Source organism: Streptomyces sp. NBC_01176 (assembly GCF_045039825.1).
Taxonomy (GTDB): domain Bacteria; phylum Actinomycetota; class Actinomycetes; order Streptomycetales; family Streptomycetaceae; genus Streptomyces.
The window spans coordinates 953,184-969,955 of the sequence record NZ_CP108600.1 but is presented as its reverse complement, the minus strand read 5'-3'; the positions used below and the strand labels follow the sequence as shown (position 1 = coordinate 969,955).

At 67.3% G+C, this 16,772-nt stretch carries 14 protein-coding genes and 2 pseudogenes; 9 read left to right on the top strand and 7 right to left on the bottom strand.

All coding sequences use genetic code 11. The annotated features are described in order from the left end of the window. The first annotated feature begins 248 nt into the window (after positions 1-248). Entirely contained in the window at positions 249-1,094 is an 846-nt protein-coding gene (locus OG199_RS03855) for an inositol monophosphatase family protein (protein WP_405827942.1), read from the top strand. Positions 1,095-1,422: 328 nt separating this feature from the next. Here the strand turns inward: OG199_RS03855 and OG199_RS03850 are convergent, their stop codons facing one another. After that, positions 1,423-1,824, bottom strand: a complete 402-nt coding sequence (locus tag OG199_RS03850) for a PPOX class F420-dependent oxidoreductase (RefSeq protein WP_356805518.1) — start codon at positions 1,822-1,824, stop codon at positions 1,423-1,425. Between the two features lie 722 nt (positions 1,825-2,546). Between OG199_RS03850 and OG199_RS03845 the strand changes: the two genes are divergently transcribed. After that, entirely contained in the window at positions 2,547-3,521 is a 975-nt protein-coding gene (locus tag OG199_RS03845) for a phosphotransferase family protein (RefSeq protein ID WP_405834415.1), read from the top strand. A 120-nt stretch (positions 3,522-3,641) separates the two neighbouring features. Here OG199_RS03845 and OG199_RS03840 read toward each other — a convergent pair whose 3' ends face one another. After that, entirely contained in the window at positions 3,642-4,310 is a 669-nt protein-coding gene (locus OG199_RS03840) for a Type 1 glutamine amidotransferase-like domain-containing protein (RefSeq protein WP_405827940.1), read from the bottom strand. Between the two features lie 655 nt (positions 4,311-4,965). On the opposite strand from OG199_RS03840, the gene OG199_RS03835 reads away from it, so the two are divergent. Both OG199_RS03835 and OG199_RS03830 read left to right on the top strand, forming a co-directional pair. Then, positions 4,966-5,409: a hypothetical protein gene (locus tag OG199_RS03835; protein WP_405827938.1), complete on the top strand. Its 444-nt coding sequence runs from the start codon at positions 4,966-4,968 to the stop codon at positions 5,407-5,409. A 675-nt stretch (positions 5,410-6,084) separates the two neighbouring features. Beyond that, the gene (locus OG199_RS03830) at positions 6,085-6,363 is read left to right on the top strand and encodes a GlsB/YeaQ/YmgE family stress response membrane protein (RefSeq protein ID WP_405827936.1); all 279 of its coding nucleotides are present in this window, start codon (positions 6,085-6,087) and stop codon (positions 6,361-6,363) included. 380 nt (positions 6,364-6,743) lie between these two features. Here the strand turns inward: OG199_RS03830 and OG199_RS03825 are convergent, their stop codons facing one another. The 3 genes from OG199_RS03825 to OG199_RS03815 all read right to left on the bottom strand — a co-directional run bounded on the left by OG199_RS03825 (position 6,744) and on the right by OG199_RS03815 (position 10,374). Next, on the bottom strand, positions 6,744-7,622 hold the full coding sequence (locus OG199_RS03825; protein ID WP_405827934.1) for a geranyl diphosphate 2-C-methyltransferase: 879 nt from the start codon (positions 7,620-7,622) through the stop codon (positions 6,744-6,746). A gap of 15 nt (positions 7,623-7,637) precedes the next feature. Continuing rightward, positions 7,638-8,891, bottom strand: a complete 1,254-nt coding sequence (locus OG199_RS03820; protein WP_401809826.1) for a family 2 encapsulin nanocompartment cargo protein terpene cyclase — start codon at positions 8,889-8,891, stop codon at positions 7,638-7,640. Positions 8,892-8,961: 70 nt separating this feature from the next. Further along, on the bottom strand, positions 8,962-10,374 hold the full coding sequence (locus OG199_RS03815) for a family 2B encapsulin nanocompartment shell protein (RefSeq protein WP_356805507.1): 1,413 nt from the start codon (positions 10,372-10,374) through the stop codon (positions 8,962-8,964). Positions 10,375-10,663: 289 nt separating this feature from the next. On the opposite strand from OG199_RS03815, the gene OG199_RS03810 reads away from it, so the two are divergent. The 3 genes from OG199_RS03810 (at position 10,664) to OG199_RS03800 (ending at position 13,330) form a co-directional block, all read left to right on the top strand. Next, positions 10,664-10,885, top strand: coding sequence for a hypothetical protein (locus OG199_RS03810; RefSeq protein ID WP_356805506.1), 222 nt, complete (start codon positions 10,664-10,666; stop codon positions 10,883-10,885). Positions 10,886-10,941: 56 nt separating this feature from the next. Continuing rightward, a complete protein-coding gene (locus tag OG199_RS03805; RefSeq protein ID WP_356805504.1) occupies positions 10,942-11,310 on the top strand; it encodes a VOC family protein in 369 nt (122 codons plus the stop codon). Positions 11,311-11,779: 469 nt separating this feature from the next. Next, positions 11,780-13,330, top strand: coding sequence for a M1 family metallopeptidase (locus OG199_RS03800; RefSeq protein WP_405827931.1), 1,551 nt, complete (start codon positions 11,780-11,782; stop codon positions 13,328-13,330). A 116-nt stretch (positions 13,331-13,446) separates the two neighbouring features. Here the strand turns inward: OG199_RS03800 and OG199_RS03795 are convergent, their stop codons facing one another. Next, complete coding sequence (locus OG199_RS03795) at positions 13,447-13,689, bottom strand: hypothetical protein (protein ID WP_356805500.1); 243 nt, start codon at positions 13,687-13,689, stop codon at positions 13,447-13,449. A gap of 1,161 nt (positions 13,690-14,850) precedes the next feature. Here OG199_RS03795 and OG199_RS03790 point away from each other — a divergent pair. Then, positions 14,851-16,092: an aldehyde dehydrogenase family protein gene (locus OG199_RS03790; protein WP_405827929.1), complete on the top strand. Its 1,242-nt coding sequence runs from the start codon at positions 14,851-14,853 to the stop codon at positions 16,090-16,092. Between the two features lie 73 nt (positions 16,093-16,165). On the opposite strand, the pseudogene OG199_RS03785 reads toward OG199_RS03790, so the two are convergent. Then, a pseudogene (locus OG199_RS03785) lies at positions 16,166-16,334 on the bottom strand (IS5/IS1182 family transposase); the annotation flags it as partial. A 233-nt stretch (positions 16,335-16,567) separates the two neighbouring features. Here OG199_RS03785 and OG199_RS03780 point away from each other — a divergent pair. Then, positions 16,568-16,662: pseudogene (locus tag OG199_RS03780) on the top strand (IS5/IS1182 family transposase); the annotation flags it as partial. Between the last annotated feature and the right edge of the window lie 110 nt (positions 16,663-16,772).

The following is a 16,772-nucleotide window of genomic DNA, read 5'->3' as shown; positions in this document are numbered from 1 at the left end:
GGGACCGCTCACACAAGCAGCACCGGAAAAACGAGCAGAGCGGTACAACTCGTGCATGTGGTTGGGCCTCACCGAAATTTGCAGCCCAGATACCGGCCCTGTGGCCCTGGAGACACAAGTTCCAAGGCCGGCAATTACTTCAGCAGCTTGCTGCTGCCTGCGCCAACTCCGAACGTCGTTCTGAGCTGGTCGGTTAGCGGACGGAGGATGCTGCACCTTGGCGTCGGACGACATGACAGGCTCACCGGATGGATCACGCATTCGACGCGCCGCCCGCTGACCGAGAGCTCCTCGACTTCGCTGTCGGCCTGGCCACGCGTGCCGGGAAGGTGTCCGCGCAGGGCTTCTTCGGGGAGTGGGGGAGCCGTCGCAAGGAAGACGGCAGCGAGGTCACCGAGATCGACCTCGCGGTCGAGGAACTGGTGAGGAACGAGTTGGCTCGCTACGTGCCGGAGGACGGCATCTACGGCGAGGAGGGGGGAGCGACAGCCGGGGTCTCAGGGAGACGCTGGATCATTGACCCCATCAACGGCACCACGTCGTTCACCCGCCGGTGGCCACTGTTCTCGAACGACATCGCGTACGAGGACGAGTACGGCCCTGCTGTCGGGGTGATCAACATGCCCATGAGCCGGCAGATGGTCGTAGCCGGGCGAGGCCTGGGCTGTTGGGTGCTGACCGGAGAGAACCCGGACCTGATGTCTGGCCACCGCGCCAGGGTCACCGAGCGGACCAGCACACGCGGAGCGAGGACCCAGGCGCTCAACCCGGCCGGCTGGCCGGAGCAACTCCTCACCGCTCTCCACCGCCAGGTCTTCCTGATGGCATCAATGGGCTGCGTCGTGGATCTCGTCACCGGTCGGGCGGACGCTGTGGTGATCGCCGGCCCTCCGATGGGCTACGAAGACCTGGCCCCTATGCCGGTCATCGTGTCGGAAGCGGGCGGCCGGGTGACCGACCTGGGCGGTGAGGCCGTGCTGCAGGGCGACATGACAGTGCTGGCCACCAACGGCCTGCTCCACGAAGGAATCCTGGACCTGGTGAAAGGCCTGCCGTGCAGCCGCGACCTGTACGCCCTGGACGACGGTGTGTAGCGCAGCGGGGTGTCGATGAGCACTACGACGTCGTTTCACTTGGTGAGTCGGCGGTGGTTGAAGACGCTGACGGAGGTGCCGCTGCCGCGCACGGAGCGGTTCCACCGGCCCGCGAGGTGCCGTCCAAGACGGCCACCGTCGCGGCCTGGGTGTGGGCCACCACCGAGACCGTCGCCGTCATCGCCCTGGTGGTCGCCGGCTCCTGGTACTCGGGCGTCCCCACGCGCCGCCGCTCCGGCGGTCGCCGAGGCGGAGCCGGTCCAGGTGTGAGGCCGTGCGGCGCGGCGGTTCCCCGCCATGCCGCGGAACCCGGCCTCGTGACACGATGTCAGCCGCGGGGGCTCGTGATCCGTTCGGGCTGGATCACGTAGATCACCCGGACCTGGTCGCGGCCGCCGAACCATGGGTACGGTCCGCCGAGGTACTTCTGCGCGAGCGCCTCGATGTGCTCGACCGCTCCCTCGGTAGTCACCCGTACCACACGGCCGCGGATCTGGACGTAGGAGGACGGTTCCGAGGGGTCGGAGACCGCTAGGGCCACCCGCGGGTCGCGTGCGATGTTCCGGGTCTTCTGATGCGACTCCACGCTGTTGATCAGGACGTGTTCCCCGTCGGTGTCGACCCATGTCTGGGTGAGCTGGGGCGAGCCGTCGGGCATCGTCGTGGCGATGTAGCAGGTGCTGGGGCGTCGCAGCATCGCCAGCACGTTCTCACCGAGGGATACGGGCACGGGGTCTCCAGGAGTAGGGCCGGTGGATGCCGGGCCAACGGTAGCCACGCGTGCGGACCGGCCCTCGCCCAGCCCCCGGAACCGCGCACCGGCCGGGCTCAGAGCCCGCGGTACCTTGCCGTAGGCGTGACCACGTGGTTGTCCGTCATGCCTGCCGGGGTCTCGATCGGGCCTGGTTCGGGAACGAGTGCGGACGCGACTGGCGCGGCACACAAGGACCGCTGCGAGACCACACGAGCCAGCACCTGGAGAGGTCACCCAGCCGTCACACCCAGCGCGGCGCGGATGGGGCGGGCAGGCAGCAGCATTCCGCCCGCCGCACAAGGCTGGCGGCAGAGGCACATCACGTTGGGTAATCGTGGTCGTGGAGGTGTTGCTGTCGGTGCCCTCGTGGATGATGGTCGCCAACGTCGCGGTGCGGTAGGAGTTCTGTCGTCGAACTCGAGTCGCAGCTCACTGTGGCCATCGTCGAACGTGCGGGCGGCGGCCACTTGGTCTGCCTGGAACTTGCACCCGCCGTCACCCGGCCCGACCCTGAGACGTAGACCTCAAGGCCGACCTCGCCGCCACAGGTATGGGCGAACAGCGCGCACGTGATGACGTGTGCGGGCGAACGGACACCGCCTACTTCCACAAACCCTTTGGGACTGGCCCACGACGCCGAGTAAGGTGCGCGGGTTGTCGTGGCCGGAGAGGCGGTTCGGAACGTGGCACCCAGGTCAGTGACGCGGAAGCAGTTGGCGGGTGCGGCGCGGGCCGCGCTGGGCGGCGGGCGGCGGCTGGCGGCGGTCGAGCGGATCGCGGGCGGCAGTAAGAAGGGCGTGTACCGCCTGGTGATGGACGACGCGACGACGGCGATCGCCTACCTGTGGGACGACGCCGAGAACTACTGGCCGGCCGCCGAGGGCGACGACGACCTCACCGACCCGTTCTCGCCCGGCCTCGGGCTCGATCTGTTCGAGGCCGCGCACGCGCGGTTGGACGCGCTCGGCATCCGCGTTCCGGCGATCCGTCTCGTCGATCGCAACGGCGCCCACTGCCCGGCCGACCTAGCGATCGTCGAGGATCTTCCGGGCGAGAGTCTGGAGGAGTTGCTCGCGCGTGACCGGCGCGCCGCTGCGCCGGTCATGGCCCGGCTCGCGGAGTCGCTGGAGGCGATGCGGGGCTACCGGGCACCGGCGTACGGCAAGGTGGCGGTGGTCGACGGAGGAGGAACGTCGCGTGGTGCGTCGTGCGAGGGGCTGGTTCTCGCCCGTGCGCTGCGGGACCTCGCCGAGGCGGCCTCGCGCGACCGGCGGATCGCGGACGCCCGAGAACGTCTGGAGGAGCGGCTGCTGGACCTGGCGGCGGCGGTACGGCCGCGCACGGAGTACGCGGTCGTGCACGGCGAACTGGGGCCCGACCACGTGCTGGTGGACGCGGACGGGAACCCCGTGGCGATCGATATCGAGGGGTTGATGTACTTCGATGTCGAGTGGGAGCACGTGTTTCTGCGGATCCGCCTGCATGACGCCTACCGACCGCTGGGTGTGGACGGGTTGGACGAGGACAGGCTCGCCCTGTACATGCTCGCGCAGCGCCTCTCGCTCACGGCGGGGCCGCTGCGGCTGCTCGACGGGGACTTCCCCGACCGGGCGTCCATGGCGGGCATCGCCGAGTACAACCTGAAGAAGGCGCTGGAACTGGTCCACGCCTGAATTCCCCGGGTCTCTCGAGAAGCGCCCAGTAGGCGGCGAAGGGGCGGGAGCCCGTCCCGCAGCGTTCCCCTCCTTGGGTACAGGGGAGGGGCCGATGCTCGGGTGCCACTACTCGTCGGGTCAGGGATGGAACCGCCACCGGCCTTCGGAGACGACATCCACCGTGTCGTTCCTGACACGAACGGCCGTGTCGTCGTCGATGAAGTAGATCGGGAAGTCTGCCCGCTCGGCGATGCGGTCAGCCCAGGCGTCGTCCCGCTCGGGGAAATCCGGCGAGTACAGGTGGGGCTTGAGATACCAGCCGAAGAGGCCGAACGGCGGCTCCACGGTCGTCGCGCCGAGGATGCGGAGGTCCTTGGTGTCCCCGATGACGTCGGCGGAATGTCCGGTGAGATGACGGCTGAAGATCATTGATCCGGCGCTGACGCCTACGTAGACCCGGTTCTCCAGCGCGTCCAGGAAGCCGTCGGCCAGTCCGTTGCCGGTGATGCTGCGCGCGAGGTGGTAGTGGTTGCCTCCCTCGACATAGATGACGTCGGCGTGGAGCAGCCGGTCGAGCACCATCTGTCGGGGCAGGCCGTTCAGCTCCAGGATGTCGAACTCCCGCCAGCCGAGGCCGTGCAGCCGGTTCATGTCCGCGAGGACCCACCCGTGGTCGCCGGGCTCGGCGACGGATGCCGTGGGAACGTACACGACGTTCGCCGAACCGAACGGCTTTCCCAGCATGTCCCGCAGCGCATCCCGCAGCGTCTCGTTGCGCAGGCCACTCGCCGTCAACAGAAGGTTCATCGGGTGATCCAAACACGGCTGACGGCAGCGCGCAACGAACTCAGGACCCACCCATACCGTCATGGCATGGCCGCATCGGGTGCAGGCGCTCAGCCTGGCGTTCGACCTCTGTGCGGCGGTTCGCTACGGGCGGGCTGCCACCGTCAACATCACGCCGGGGAACGCTCGTAGCCTGGATCTGACACGGTCGTGGGCCTGTGTTTCCGTCGAAGGCGCCCAGGTTGATCAGGCTTGTTCGGTGGGCCCAGGCGTCCCACCTCACATGCTTCTGCGGGCCCCAGTAGTAGGCGTCGTAGCCCATGAGGTCGCCGTACGCCTCGTCTTCGCGCGCCCGGTCGGGTGTGCCGAACGCGGCCAGGAGTTCCTCGTACGAGGTCAGGTGGGCGAAGTGGGACAGGTGCGGTCCGTAGATCGCGAAGCCGACGACCGTCCCGGCTCGAACCTTGTAGGAGAGTCCCGCATCGATTTCGGGGGCGTCGTGTTCGGCCTGGCGGATCCGCGCCTTCGCCGCCCGGGCCAGCCGTACCGACCCCGCCCCGTGGGTGCTGTCGCCCTGTACCGTACGACCTTCTGCTTACGCATCTGCCGCAACTTGAAAAACCGACACCACACTCGAGGCATGATGTCCGCTCAACTCGTTACCTATGGAGGGACCTTGAAGAACCGCACCACCCTGCTCGCCGTCATCCTGCTCGCGACGGCCGCCGCCCTCACCGCCTGCGACGACGGCAACGGCAGGGCCGACAGCAAGCCCAACAAGGCCAGCACGGCGCCCAGCAAGCCGGTCACCACCGCGGCCGCGACGCCTAGCGCCGGCGCCGCCGCCCTCGCGAAGGCAACCGGCATCCCGCCGAGGCCGACCGGCGCCGCCCGGGCCCGGCTGCTCAGAGCTCTGGCCGCCGCTGCCCCGGCCGCCTCCCGCTACGAGGACGAGGCCATCGACGCCGCCCGAAACCAGTGCAGCGCCATCAACGGCGGTGCGCAGCGTCTCGACCACCTCGCCTCGCAGCGCTTCACTTACAAGGACGCCACCACCACCGAGGCCCAGGGCAAGCAGATCAACCAGGCTCTCAAGGCCACCGGTTTCTGCGTCGTGTGACTTTCAGGCACGCCAACACCGCCACGCCGAGCAGTACATGGACACCACCGCACCGTGCTGGGCACGCGCGTACGCCCGCTTCAACGACCTCGCCTGACGCCGCCCGCGTGCCGCAGCCGTCCCTCCCGATCCTTGTCCTGGGAGGCGTCGCAACCGTCATCGCCTGGGCGGACGGCAACCAGACGCGCATCCAGCTAATGCTGTGGTCGCCAGCCGCGTGCGCCTCGATCCTCGTCCGCCTCCCGCTGCCGTCGCGACCCCCGTGGACATTCCTACGCCCGACCTAGGCGTGCCCGCGACGTGGGCAGCTTGACGGCCAAACGGGCCCGGACGAGCCTGCTCTGCGACGCCCACCGCAAGTCCGGGCATTCTGCGTTCCTGCGCCGAACGCGGCCGCGCGGCGCATCCTCTTCTTCTCGCATTCTTCTCGCAGTCGGCGGTCTACGGCCTCGTCAACGGCCAGGTTGATCCAGAGGTCCTCGTGAAGGCTTCCGTCCAGGGACGCGGTCTTCAGGTGCAAGGGTGCCGTGGATGTCTGGATGCTGCGGCAGCCTGCGTGGCTGCGGTCGTGGATCCGGAGCTTCCAGGATTGCCATACAGACGAGACGTTTGTTCGCGCGTGATCGGTGCACACGAAGAGCTGACACGTTCTTTACAAGGAAGCGGAGTGGCATCATGGGCATCATCGCGTGGATCATCATCGGCTTGCTCGCAGGCGCCATCGCCAAGGCCCTGATGCCGGGCAGGGACCCGGGCGGCGTCATCATCACCATGCTCATCGGCGTCGCCGGCGGTCTGCTCGGCGGCTGGCTCGGCAAGGTGATCTTCGGCGTCGATTCCATCGACGGATTCTTCGACCTTTCGACCTGGATCGCCGCGATCGTTGGCTCCTTCATCCTGCTCGCCATCTACCGCCTCGTCACCGGTAACCGGCACTCGCACCGTCACGCGTGACCTGCTGAAGGCATACACATCGGAGACACCAGACGGCTCCCGCCCCTGCTCGCAGGACGGGAGCCGTCTGGTGTGCGGCCACGATCGAGGACGACTGCATCGAAGGCCGGCGCCCTAGCCCGGTAGGACTCCGTCAGGTCTTCCCGGTTGGTCTGTTCCCGGGCATGTTGGACGGGCGGACGCACCTGAAGTGAACGGTGTCCGGGCGGCGTTGGCGTTGTACGTGGCGGAGGGCACCGGTAGGGCCGGATCGCCTGCGCACGCGGTTCGACGCCTCCGTCGGCACCGGCACGCCGCCCCCTCTGCCCGCAGGTGGATCGGTCGGCTGCCCGACGGTCCGGGCACGTCGCGTGGTGTGCCCGGACGTGTCATGTGGTTGGTCAGACTCGGTCGGCCGCGATCAGGAGGTACTGAAAGGAGCCATCCTTGTAGGAGTTGATGAACGCCGTCTCGATTCCGGTGACCAGCGAGGACGTGGCACGCAGATCCCAGTAGGGCAGGGTCTCGGGTGTCAGGTCGATGACGGCCTGGGGTACGAGTCGGTTGTTGGCCATGGCGCGGAGGTACTCCCGGCGGGAGTGAATGTTGCACTCGAAGTGAGCGTTGATCTGGGAGACCCACTTCGACGGCTGGCCGTAACGCGGGTTCCAGCAACCGGTGATGGTCACGTATCGGCCGCCGACCGACAGGACGCGGGAGTGCTCGGCGAAGAGGTCTTCCAGGTCGACGTACATGCTCGACTCGTTGTTCCAGGAGGCGGCGACCTGCCCCCTTTCGAGCCGAGTGTCGAGCATGTTGCACACGCGAGCACGGACGTGGTCCTCGATGCCGAGTTCCAGGGCGCGGCGGTTGGCGAACTCCGCCTGCTTGGCCGACAGGGTGACGCCCTCGACGTTGCACCCGAAGCGTTGGTGGGCCATGACCATCGAACCGCCGCGACCGCAGCCGGCGTCGAGGAGGGTGTCGTCACGCTCGATGGGGCCCAGGTGGTCCAAGAGGACTTCGGCCTGCGCGGACTCCAGGCGGTGGAGCTCCGAGATCAGCCTGCTCTCGTACCCGCCGTCCCCGGTGTCCCCGAGGGCGGCGTGGTCGATGTCGCCGATGCCGTAGTGGTGGTGGTAGAGCCCGTCCACGTCGCCTAGACGCAGGTTGACGGGCCTCGCCTCGCCGTCCCAGTAGCGGGCGATGTCCCCTTGGTAGGGCGAGGCAGGGCCGGGGACGAACGTGGCGGCGCTGGTGGTGAGTTCGGTGCTGGTCATGGTGAAATCCGCTCCTTACCAAAAGTCGGGCAGGCTGTATCGGTAGGTGTTGGTCCGGTGCCAGTAGTGGTTGCCGTCGACCCACACGGCCACGCCTCGCAGGAAGCGCAGCACGCTCGGGACAGGGCAGGCGGCGGCCAAGCCGGCGGCTTCGGATTCGAATGCGTGCATGAGGTCGTTGTGGATCTCGACTGCTTTCAGATAGCCGTCACGGTCCGAGACGCCCTCACGTTCGGCGATCACCACGGGCAGGTTCAGATGTCTGCCCGGGCTCTCGAGCTCCTTGGTGTACGAGTAGAGGTCGTTCACGATGGTGGTGGCGTTCGAGGCGAGCGCGATGACCCGCTGCATGTCCGGCTGGGCATGCAGGTCCGCCGGTAGTTCGTAGCCGCCGATGGTGTCGGTGATCGTCGGGCAGGGACGGAAGTTGTTGAACTGGCGCATCGCCAGGTACTCCCAGACCTCGGGAACGTGATCCGCCTCGGACCACGCGGCCTCCGCGAGGTAGCCCAGGTGCAGACGCGCCATGTCGTGCCGGTACCGGTCGGCCTGCGAGGGAGTGGCCTGCTGGACGAAGTACGCCATGGCGGAGCGGTAGGCGCGCCGGGGCGCGTCCGACTGGAGCGACTCCGCCCACGGCTGCTCGTACTCCCGTGTCGTGAGCAAGGGGTCGAGAGCCGTGTGCGCCAGCAGAAGGCGACTGCCGAGCCCGACCGGGGAGCCGCCATGGTCCTCGCAGTAGCAGTCGTCGAGCACGTTCTCCGCGACCATCAGCCGTGTGGCGATCATCAGATCGTCGACCGTGGGAGCGTCGGGATGGCAGGCCACCATGTAGCGCCCGACGGAGAAGCCGTCGAACTGGTCCTCCCACTCCGGGGGGTAGGCCTGGACCTCGTCGACCGCCCACCTCTTGATCCTGCGGCTGATCTCCTCCACCCGAACCGGGTCCGGCTGCGAGACCGGATGGTGGTAGAGGCCGGGGACCGGCGTGCCATCCGCCGGCGTCTCGGGCTCCGCAGGCGCCGGTGGTTCCTCTCGCCGGGGCAGATACAGGCCGGCTGTGCCCAACCCGCTGGGACCCCGCAGAAGCCGTTCCAGGGCAGGGGCCGCTGGACCCGCCGGCGCATCCCCCGCCTCCCCGCGCTGTGAGGTGAAGTCGCTGGTGGCGCCGGCGTCGGGTTCGGAGTGGGTGAGGCGGGTACGGGCCCCGACGAGGGCGATGGCGTCAGACAGGCTCGACTGCACAGGGGAAGGCCCGGGCTCGGGCATCCTTAGCTCCTTGGTGAAATGGGGAGGGCCTTGCCAGGCCGGGAGACCGAGGCAGTTGAACGCGAGCCCCCTATTGGCGACTACGGGCGATCTGCACGTCCTCCAACACACCCAGCGCGTCGGGCAGAAGGACAGCGGCGGAGAAGTACGTGGTGACCAGGTACGAGAGGATCGCCTGCTCGTTGATGCCCATGAAGCGCACCGACAGCCCCGGCTCGTACTCCTCCACGAGGCCGGTCTGACGCAGGCCGATGACGCCCTGGTTGGCCTCCCCGGTCCGTAGGGCGAGGATCGAGCTGGTGTTTTCCTTGCTGATGGGGATCTTGTTGCAGGGCAGGATCGGGACCCCGCGCCACCCCGGGACCTGCTGGCCGCCGAGGTCGACGTGCTCCGGGTAGAGCCCGTAGGCGCTGAACTCGCGGCCGATCGCCGCGATCGTTCTGGGGTGGGCGAGGAAGAACTTCGTGCCGCGGCGCCGGCAGAGCAGATTGTCGAGGTCGTCCGGCGTGGGCGGGCCGGAGTGGCTCTGGATCCGCTGCTTGAAGGCGGCGTTGTGGAGCAGGCCGAACTCACGGTTGTTGATGAGTTCGTGCTCCTGGCGCTCCCGCAACGCTTCGACCGTGAGCCGGAGTTGTTCCTCCGTCTGGTTCATCGGACCGTTGTAGAGGTCGGCGACCCTGGAGTGGACCCTCAGGATCGTCTGTGCGACGGAGAGTTCGTACTCCCGCGGGTGGAGTTCGTAGTCGACGAACGTACTCGGCAGCTCGGCTTCGCCCGTGTGACCGGCCGACATGGCGATCTCGGCCTCGCCATGGTGGTTCTGCCGCCGGAGGGCGAGCTCGCCGACATGGTGCAGGTGCGTCCGCAGGCCGGGGGCGGAGGACAACACCGCGGCGAAGTCGGAGCGGGACAGGGTCAGCAGGGTACCCCCCGTCTGAGCGGTGACGGTGCAGTCCCACCTCGCGTCGGTGTCGACAAGGGCGTTCTCGCCGAAGTGGCTGCCGTCGGCGAGCACGGCGACCGTCACCTCGTCCCCGTACTTGCCGGCGGACGTCTGGCTGATCCGGCCGCGGGCGATCAGGTGGATCTGCTCGGCCGCCGTGCCACGACGGACCAGTACCTCGCCGGCCTGGAAGTCGCGTTGGACGCACCGGTCGGCGATCGCCGTCAGCACCTCGATGTCCTCGAAGCCGCGCAACAGGGCCAGCTCACCGAGCTGGCGGGGAATCACCCGGACGTCGGCACCGTCCTGGACGAACTCGACATGTCCGTCGCCGACGTTGTAGCTCAACCGGCGGTTCACCCGGTAGGTGCCGCCCTTGGTCTCCACCCAGGGGAGCATCCGCAACAGCCACCGCGAGGTGATCTCCTGCATCTGCGGGGCGGACTTGGTCGTGCTGGCAAGGTTGCGGGCGGCCGCAGTGCCTAGGCTGGTCTGCCGACGCGGCTCCAGCCCTGTTTCCGAGCTGGTCTCAACGGTCATCGAGCGAGATCTCCTTTGCGAGGGCGTCGATCGGCGGATGAGCGCCGACCACTGCGTTCGGAAACAGGTGGATGAAACGTCGGGAATCAATCCAGAACCACCGGAACCGTAACGGCCTCTGCGACCGACTTGCCCGTCGCGCCGATCGAGTTACTTCGATGCAGCGATCCTGCTCCGTATCGGGTTTATCGGATAACTGGCGATATTAGGACAGTGAGAGCCAGATCCGGCCGACGCGTGGGAGCGGCCGGCGCCGTTCTCCGGCGCGAGCATCGAGGTTCCGACGATCGTGGAGGAACTGATCAGGGACGAGCCGAACCACGAGTTCGTCGTCTCACTGCTGGAGAACATCCAGAACCTCGTGTCGCACGGTCTCGACAGGTTCTGGACGCCCGACGAGGTGTACGCCCAACTGGGCCCCCGCGGTGCAGCCAGCTGGGACACCCTGGCGGACTTTGCATCGCAGTGGCCGATTGGTGTGCCCGTACCGGCCAGGTGGTTTCGCCGATGAGTTCACCGTCCTCGTACGGTCTACCCAGCGACACGACCGTTCTCGACAGGAGTGCCATGTCCACCATCCAGCCCGTGATCCTGACTGCTGACCAGGACGCTCTGCTCGGCTTTTATAAGGAATTGTTCGGCGCTGAGGAAATCTTCCGGGTACCGGAGGAAGGCGCCGCCTTCTACCTCGGCCTGCGCATCGGCGACACCGACCTCGGGCTGGTGGCCAAGGCGGACCTGGGGACCGGGGCGGCGTCGCGGATCCTGCTCAGCATCGGTGTCGACGACGTCGACGAGACGCTCGCCCGGGTGGAGGCGCTCGGCGGCTCGGTCAGCGGAGGCCCCAACGACATGCCGTGGGGACAGCGCGTCGCCCACATCAAGGACCCCGACGGCAACCCGGTGAACCTCACTCAGCCGATCCCGGCCCGGTGACGGCCCAGCGTGCTCGATCGGGGGACCTCACAAGATCACCGCCAGACCCCGTAATACCCCACCCGCGCGGTCACGTTCCCCCAGGGGGATGGCGGCTGTGAGTGGATGCCAAAAGACAGGAGGTGCCCCAATCTCACCCCTCCGTGCCGTTCACGTGAACGGCGGGTCGACCGGCGGTCATGGGTAGCCCAGTTGCTCGGCATCATGCGAACCTCCCCAGACCTCGGCAGTGGCACGGGGATCGCCCGTAGTCAGCCGTGCTTCGAGGCGCTCGGCCTGTCTGTCGGCCAGTAGGTCCCGGCCACCGATGATCGGGCGGACCTCCACAGCGCCCGGCCGCCTCGGAGACGCTCGTGAAGTGCCGGTGCCGAGAAACCGCCGACGCCGCCCACACGTCTACAGGGTCATCATCCGTCATGATTCGGCGCCTCCGCACCAGGCTCCCGGTCGCCCCGAGCGAAAGCGAACCATGAGATATCGCACCAGAGTGACGGCCCCTGCTGCCGCACTCATCGGAACCGCCGCCACGCTTGCCACCGCTCCCACGGCCTCGGCACAGCCCCGGGCTTTACGGCCCCACGGCACCCCGGGCGCCGAGACCCTCGGTGACTCCGTGTTCCCGACCCTCGGCAATGCCGGCTACCGCGTCGAGGCCTACCACCTCGACCTCGCGTACGACGCGACAACCCGTCTGGTCGACGCCAGGGCGACCCTGATGATCCGGGCGACCCAGAACCTCTCCCGCTTCTCGCTCGACGCCCTCGGCCTGGACGTACGCTCGGTGCGGGTCGGCCGGAGCGCGGCCACCTTCGAACAGGTCGGCGAGAAGCTGAGGATCACGCCGGCGCGCACCCTGCCGGAGCGCCGCGCCATCACGGTCTGCGTCGAGTACACCGCCGACCCCGCCCGGACTCTCCCGCACACCGCCTGGATCCCCACGCCTGACGGCTTCGCCGTGTGCCCCCAGCCGAACTCGGCACACACCGTCTTTCCGTGCAACGACCACCCGGCGGACAAGGCGGATTTCAGCTTCCGCATCACCGTGCCGAGCAATCTGCGCGGTGTCGCGAACGGGAGGCTGATCCGCACCGAGAGCCTGAACGACGACCGGACGGCGTACACCTACCAATCGGCCTCGCCCATAGCCACCGAACTGGTGCAGGTCACAGTCGGCGACTACACCGTCAAGGAGCGTCAGGGGCCGCACCGGCTCAGGCTGCGGGACGTCGTCCCGACCGCGCGCGCCGCAGTGTTGGAGCCGGCGCTCGCGCTCACCCCTGGCCTTCTCGACTGGTTGGAACAGCGGCTCGGTGCCTACCCGTTCGAGACGTACGGGCTGTTGCCCTGCAACTCCGACGCTGCGAACGCCTTCGACTTCACGGGCCTGGAAACGCAGACCCTCACGCTGTACAAGCCGAATTTCCTGCTCCAGGAGGAGAGGCTGATCGGCTCGCACATGATGCACGAGCTCGTCCACTCCTGGTTCGGCAACAGTGTCAGCCCGGCCAACTGGGCGGATCTGTGGCTGAACGAGGGCCACGCGGACTTCTACGGCCTGCTGTACCGCTACGAGCGCGGCTGGGCCGACTCGCTCGGCCTGACCAGCATGGAAGCCCGGATGAAGGACACGTACGCCAAGGGCGACCAGTGGCGGCAGTCCTCGGGGCCCGTCGCCGCGCCGAACGCCGTCAACCTCTTCGACGACCAGCGCTACCTGGGCGGCGTGCTGGTCCTGTACGCCCTGCGCGAGTCCGTCGGCGAGGACGTCTTCAACCGCATCGAGCGCTCCTTCCTCGAACGACACCGCAACTCGGCGGCCACGACGGCCGACTACGTCGCGGTCGCCTCCGTGGTCTCCGGACAGGACCAGTCCGGCTTCCTCAACGACTGGTTGTACGGCACGAGGACACCGCGGATGCCGAACCACCCCGACTGGACGGTCACCCCGGTCGTGTCGAACCTGGCGCCGCCGCACCACCGCGCGCCCGGTCACTACCCGGACTCGTCCGCCACGCTCTGATCCCACCGTCGGCGAGCGGAGGGCTGGGCGGATACGCTCCGCCCAGCCCTCCACTCCCGCTCGCGTCCCGCAGAGGAACGGGGGAAGCGACGCACCCACGACGTGCGGCAGCCGAATCAGGCCACGCGCTCTGGCGGCTGCGGATCTCCCGGATCCGGCGGGCGCCGGGCCCGGGCTCGCTGTACCAGTGTGCGGGCGACGGCCAGTTCCTGGCGGGACGCCTGTTCCACCGCTTCGAGGTACGCGTAGGTGTCGTCACCGATCGGGACGCGCAAGGGGCCGGGACCGTCGCCCGAGACGATGTCGAGGACCCGCTCGGCGTACTCCTCGGGGCGTCCCGTGCCGGGGTCGTCCGCCATGCCGCACAGGCCGTCGAGAGTGCCGGTGGTCGCGTCCGCACAGGCGGACAACCGGCGGCTTGAGGGGCGGTGATGGGCAACTGCTCGGTGCTCCTCGCACTGATGCGCCCGGCCCCGTAGATCCCGCGCCCTTCGCCTCAACGTCCAACAGCAATGGGTCGAGGCGGGCTTGGGCCGGCGCACGGCCCACGTTTCGACCGAGATGGCCGGAGTCGCCTTGGTGAGCGTGGCTGGCCGATGACGTGGAGAGGGCAACTGAGGGTGCCACCCGGGGCCACCGAATGAGGACTTCGTGGAGCCACTGCCATGCGGCACGCGTCGGCAGCCGCGGTGAGGGGCGGTTGAAGGCGCCGTATGGGGCCTCTCCGTCACGCATGCGTTCAAGGGGAGGACTGCAGCAGCAGGTCTGCTCCTCGCTCGCCGATCATGATGGAGGGCAACGTCTGGTGGGGCGGGAAACGGCCTGAGATCACTCGGCAGGAGCGGGACCGCCGTTGCTGCCCGATCTTTATCCTGTCGCGCGGCCCGTCCCTGACGGCTGGCCTGCTGACGCTTGTCTCCGGTGATGTCGCCGTTGCCGCCACCGCTGCCATTAGGCGCCGATCGGGTGGCTGCCCGTCGTAATCGGCCCACAGCGGTCGCTCAGTGGGATCGCCGTGCCGGGTTCGGCTCCTACCGCTCTACTCGGCCGTACTCACCACCGACGGAGTCGAGCGGATTATTTCCGGAGCTGTTCCGCTCACCGGAATGCGCAGTTGAACGCTGGGGGTGCTTCGGCTACCTATGAGTACGGCGATGTTTTCTCAAATCCGGCGAAGGTGCCTCCGATGGAGGACGGAAGAGTGGAAGCCTCCCGAACGCGAGCCCCGAGGTTAGGGGCGAATTCTCTAGATATTACTTCATCTAAAAGAATTCTTCCAAGACTGGGAAGGAGGGGGCCGACATGGGTCTTCTCAATGACGGGCGTTGGAGTGGAAAAATATTCACCGGCAAGTGGAGAGTGGCCGGCGGCGGAGAAATCTCCGTGACCGAGCCGGCCACGGGACTTGAGATCGGAAGCGTGGGCTGTGCGGACGTTGCCGACTTGGATCGATCGGTGGCAAGGCCAGGGAAGCGCAAGTCTCCTGGGCCGTACGGCCGTTCAGCGAGCGAGCCGGCATCTTGCGAAGGGCAGCTGATCTGTGGACGCAGTATTTCGAAGACGTCCAGTACTGGCTGATACATGAAGCGGGCGGCGTTCGCCTCAAGGCCAAAACGGAGTTGACCGCCGCTATCCGGGAGTGTCACGAGGCCGCCGCGCTACCTTCGCATGCCTTGGGCGAGGTCATCCCGTCCGAGACTTCTCAGTTGAGTATGACCGTTCACCCACCTGTCGGCGTAGTCGGTGTCATCGCACCGTTCAATATGCCACTGTGGCTGTCGATCCGTTCTGTGGCGCCGGCTCTTGCTCTGGGTAACGCCGTCATCCTCAAGCCCGACCCGCGGACCCCGGTCTCCGGAGGTATCGTCCTCGCGAGGATCTTCGAGGAAGCTGGACTGCCCGCCGGACTCCTCCACGTACTCCCCGGGGGCGGGGACATTGGTTCGGCCATGGTCTCTCACGCTGGTGTGCGGGCCGTCTCGTTCACCGGCTCTACACAGGCCGGCCGTGCGGTCGGTGAGATTGCTGCGCGGCATTTCACCCGTGCACACCTTGAACTCGGCGGAAACAACGCACTGATTGTGCTTGGTGATGTCGATCTCGGCCGGGCCATGAGCGCGATCGCCTTTGGAAGCTTCTTCAACCAGGGGCAGGGGTGCGTGATCATCGGCCGGCACCTGGTTCACGAGTCGATCTACGACGAATATGCAACGAGGCTTGCTGCGTACGCGTCAGAACTAGTGGTGGGCAATCCGGAGTCTGAGAAGGTGGCACTCGGGCCAATCATCGACGCCAAGCAGCGTGACAGGATCCACTCTCTCGTGCTGAGCAGCGTTGCAGCAGGGGCTCGACTGCTTACGGGAGGGATTTACGATGGACTCTTTTATCGGCCTACCGTTCTCGCTGATGCTGGTCCTGGAATTCCAGCCTACGACAACGAGGTGTTCGGCCCAGTCGCCTGCGTCACCCCCTTCTCCACTTCAGAAGAGGCCGTCGCGTTGGCGGCGGACACCGAGTTCGGGCTCGCGCTGGGAATCTTCACGGCTGACGTCGCAGCCGGCCTTTCAATTGCCCAACGCATTCCCACAGGAATGGCTCATGTCAACAATCAGACACTTATGGACGAAGCTCACGCTCCGTTCGGTGGGATGGGCGCGTCGGGTACGTCGGCACGCTTCGGAAGTGCCGCAGAGAATATCGCGGCGTATACGGACACTCGATGGATCACTGTTAACTCACAGGTTCCGAGCTATCCATTCTGATCAAGTGAGTCAAAGGGCTGTCCCGCAAGTGATCTCGAACATGCTCGTCGTCGGCAGCCGGTTGCTTCCGCCGTTATCCGGGGAGGGCGAGGTTGTGGAGGCGGGCGATGCCGATTGGTGGCGTGATGGACGCCGTCGCCTTTCAGGCGGCAGTCGCGAAGGATCTTCCCGGACTTCTTGCGAGCGAAGGTGTGCTCGACTTGCGCGTGGGCATTGCGGAGGGAGGCGTTGTGGGCTTCCTTTCAGGACGTACTGGCCGTGGTTCTGTGGGGCCGAGATCAGTAGAGCCATCGATCCAGGAGCCCTGGCCAGAGAAACCCCTCGCAGTGGCATCGTGTGCTGCTCGCGTTACGGGCCAGCGGACACGATGCAGTGGCTGTCGACCTGCCCGGCGCCGACGAGTGCGTGTCCAACTTGGACTGAACCCGTCGGCGTCCGGTGCCCCGGAGCCGATCACCATGCCCGAGGGCAGCACGAGACGTTCCGCGCGGTCGCCACGCGCTACGACAAGCGGCCTACGTCGTCCACGGGACGGTCACGGTCGCGGCGATCCGACTGTGGCTCCGCCCGCGACCACCGCATGTACGGCTATACCTCTTCCAGGACCAAGACGCCGAGCTCGACTTCCTCGAAAACGCGTGACCACCAGGCTTCGTCATCCTCGAACACCCGCGGATCGC

Coding starts and splice junctions, on each gene's coding strand:
- OG199_RS03855 (WP_405827942.1), top strand. CDS start 249: ATGGATCACGCATTCGACGCGCCGCCCGCTGACCGAGAGCTCCTCGAC.
- OG199_RS03840 (WP_405827940.1), bottom strand. CDS start 4,310: ATGAACCTTCTGTTGACGGCGAGTGGCCTGCGCAACGAGACGCTGCGG.
- OG199_RS03830 (WP_405827936.1), top strand. CDS start 6,085: ATGGGCATCATCGCGTGGATCATCATCGGCTTGCTCGCAGGCGCCATC.
- OG199_RS03825 (WP_405827934.1), bottom strand. CDS start 7,622: ATGACCAGCACCGAACTCACCACCAGCGCCGCCACGTTCGTCCCCGGC.
- OG199_RS03820 (WP_401809826.1), bottom strand. CDS start 8,891: ATGCCCGAGCCCGGGCCTTCCCCTGTGCAGTCGAGCCTGTCTGACGCC.
- OG199_RS03815 (WP_356805507.1), bottom strand. CDS start 10,374: ATGACCGTTGAGACCAGCTCGGAAACAGGGCTGGAGCCGCGTCGGCAG.
- OG199_RS03805 (WP_356805504.1), top strand. CDS start 10,942: ATGTCCACCATCCAGCCCGTGATCCTGACTGCTGACCAGGACGCTCTG.
- OG199_RS03800 (WP_405827931.1), top strand. CDS start 11,780: ATGAGATATCGCACCAGAGTGACGGCCCCTGCTGCCGCACTCATCGGA.
- OG199_RS03795 (WP_356805500.1), bottom strand. CDS start 13,689: ATGGCGGACGACCCCGGCACGGGACGCCCCGAGGAGTACGCCGAGCGG.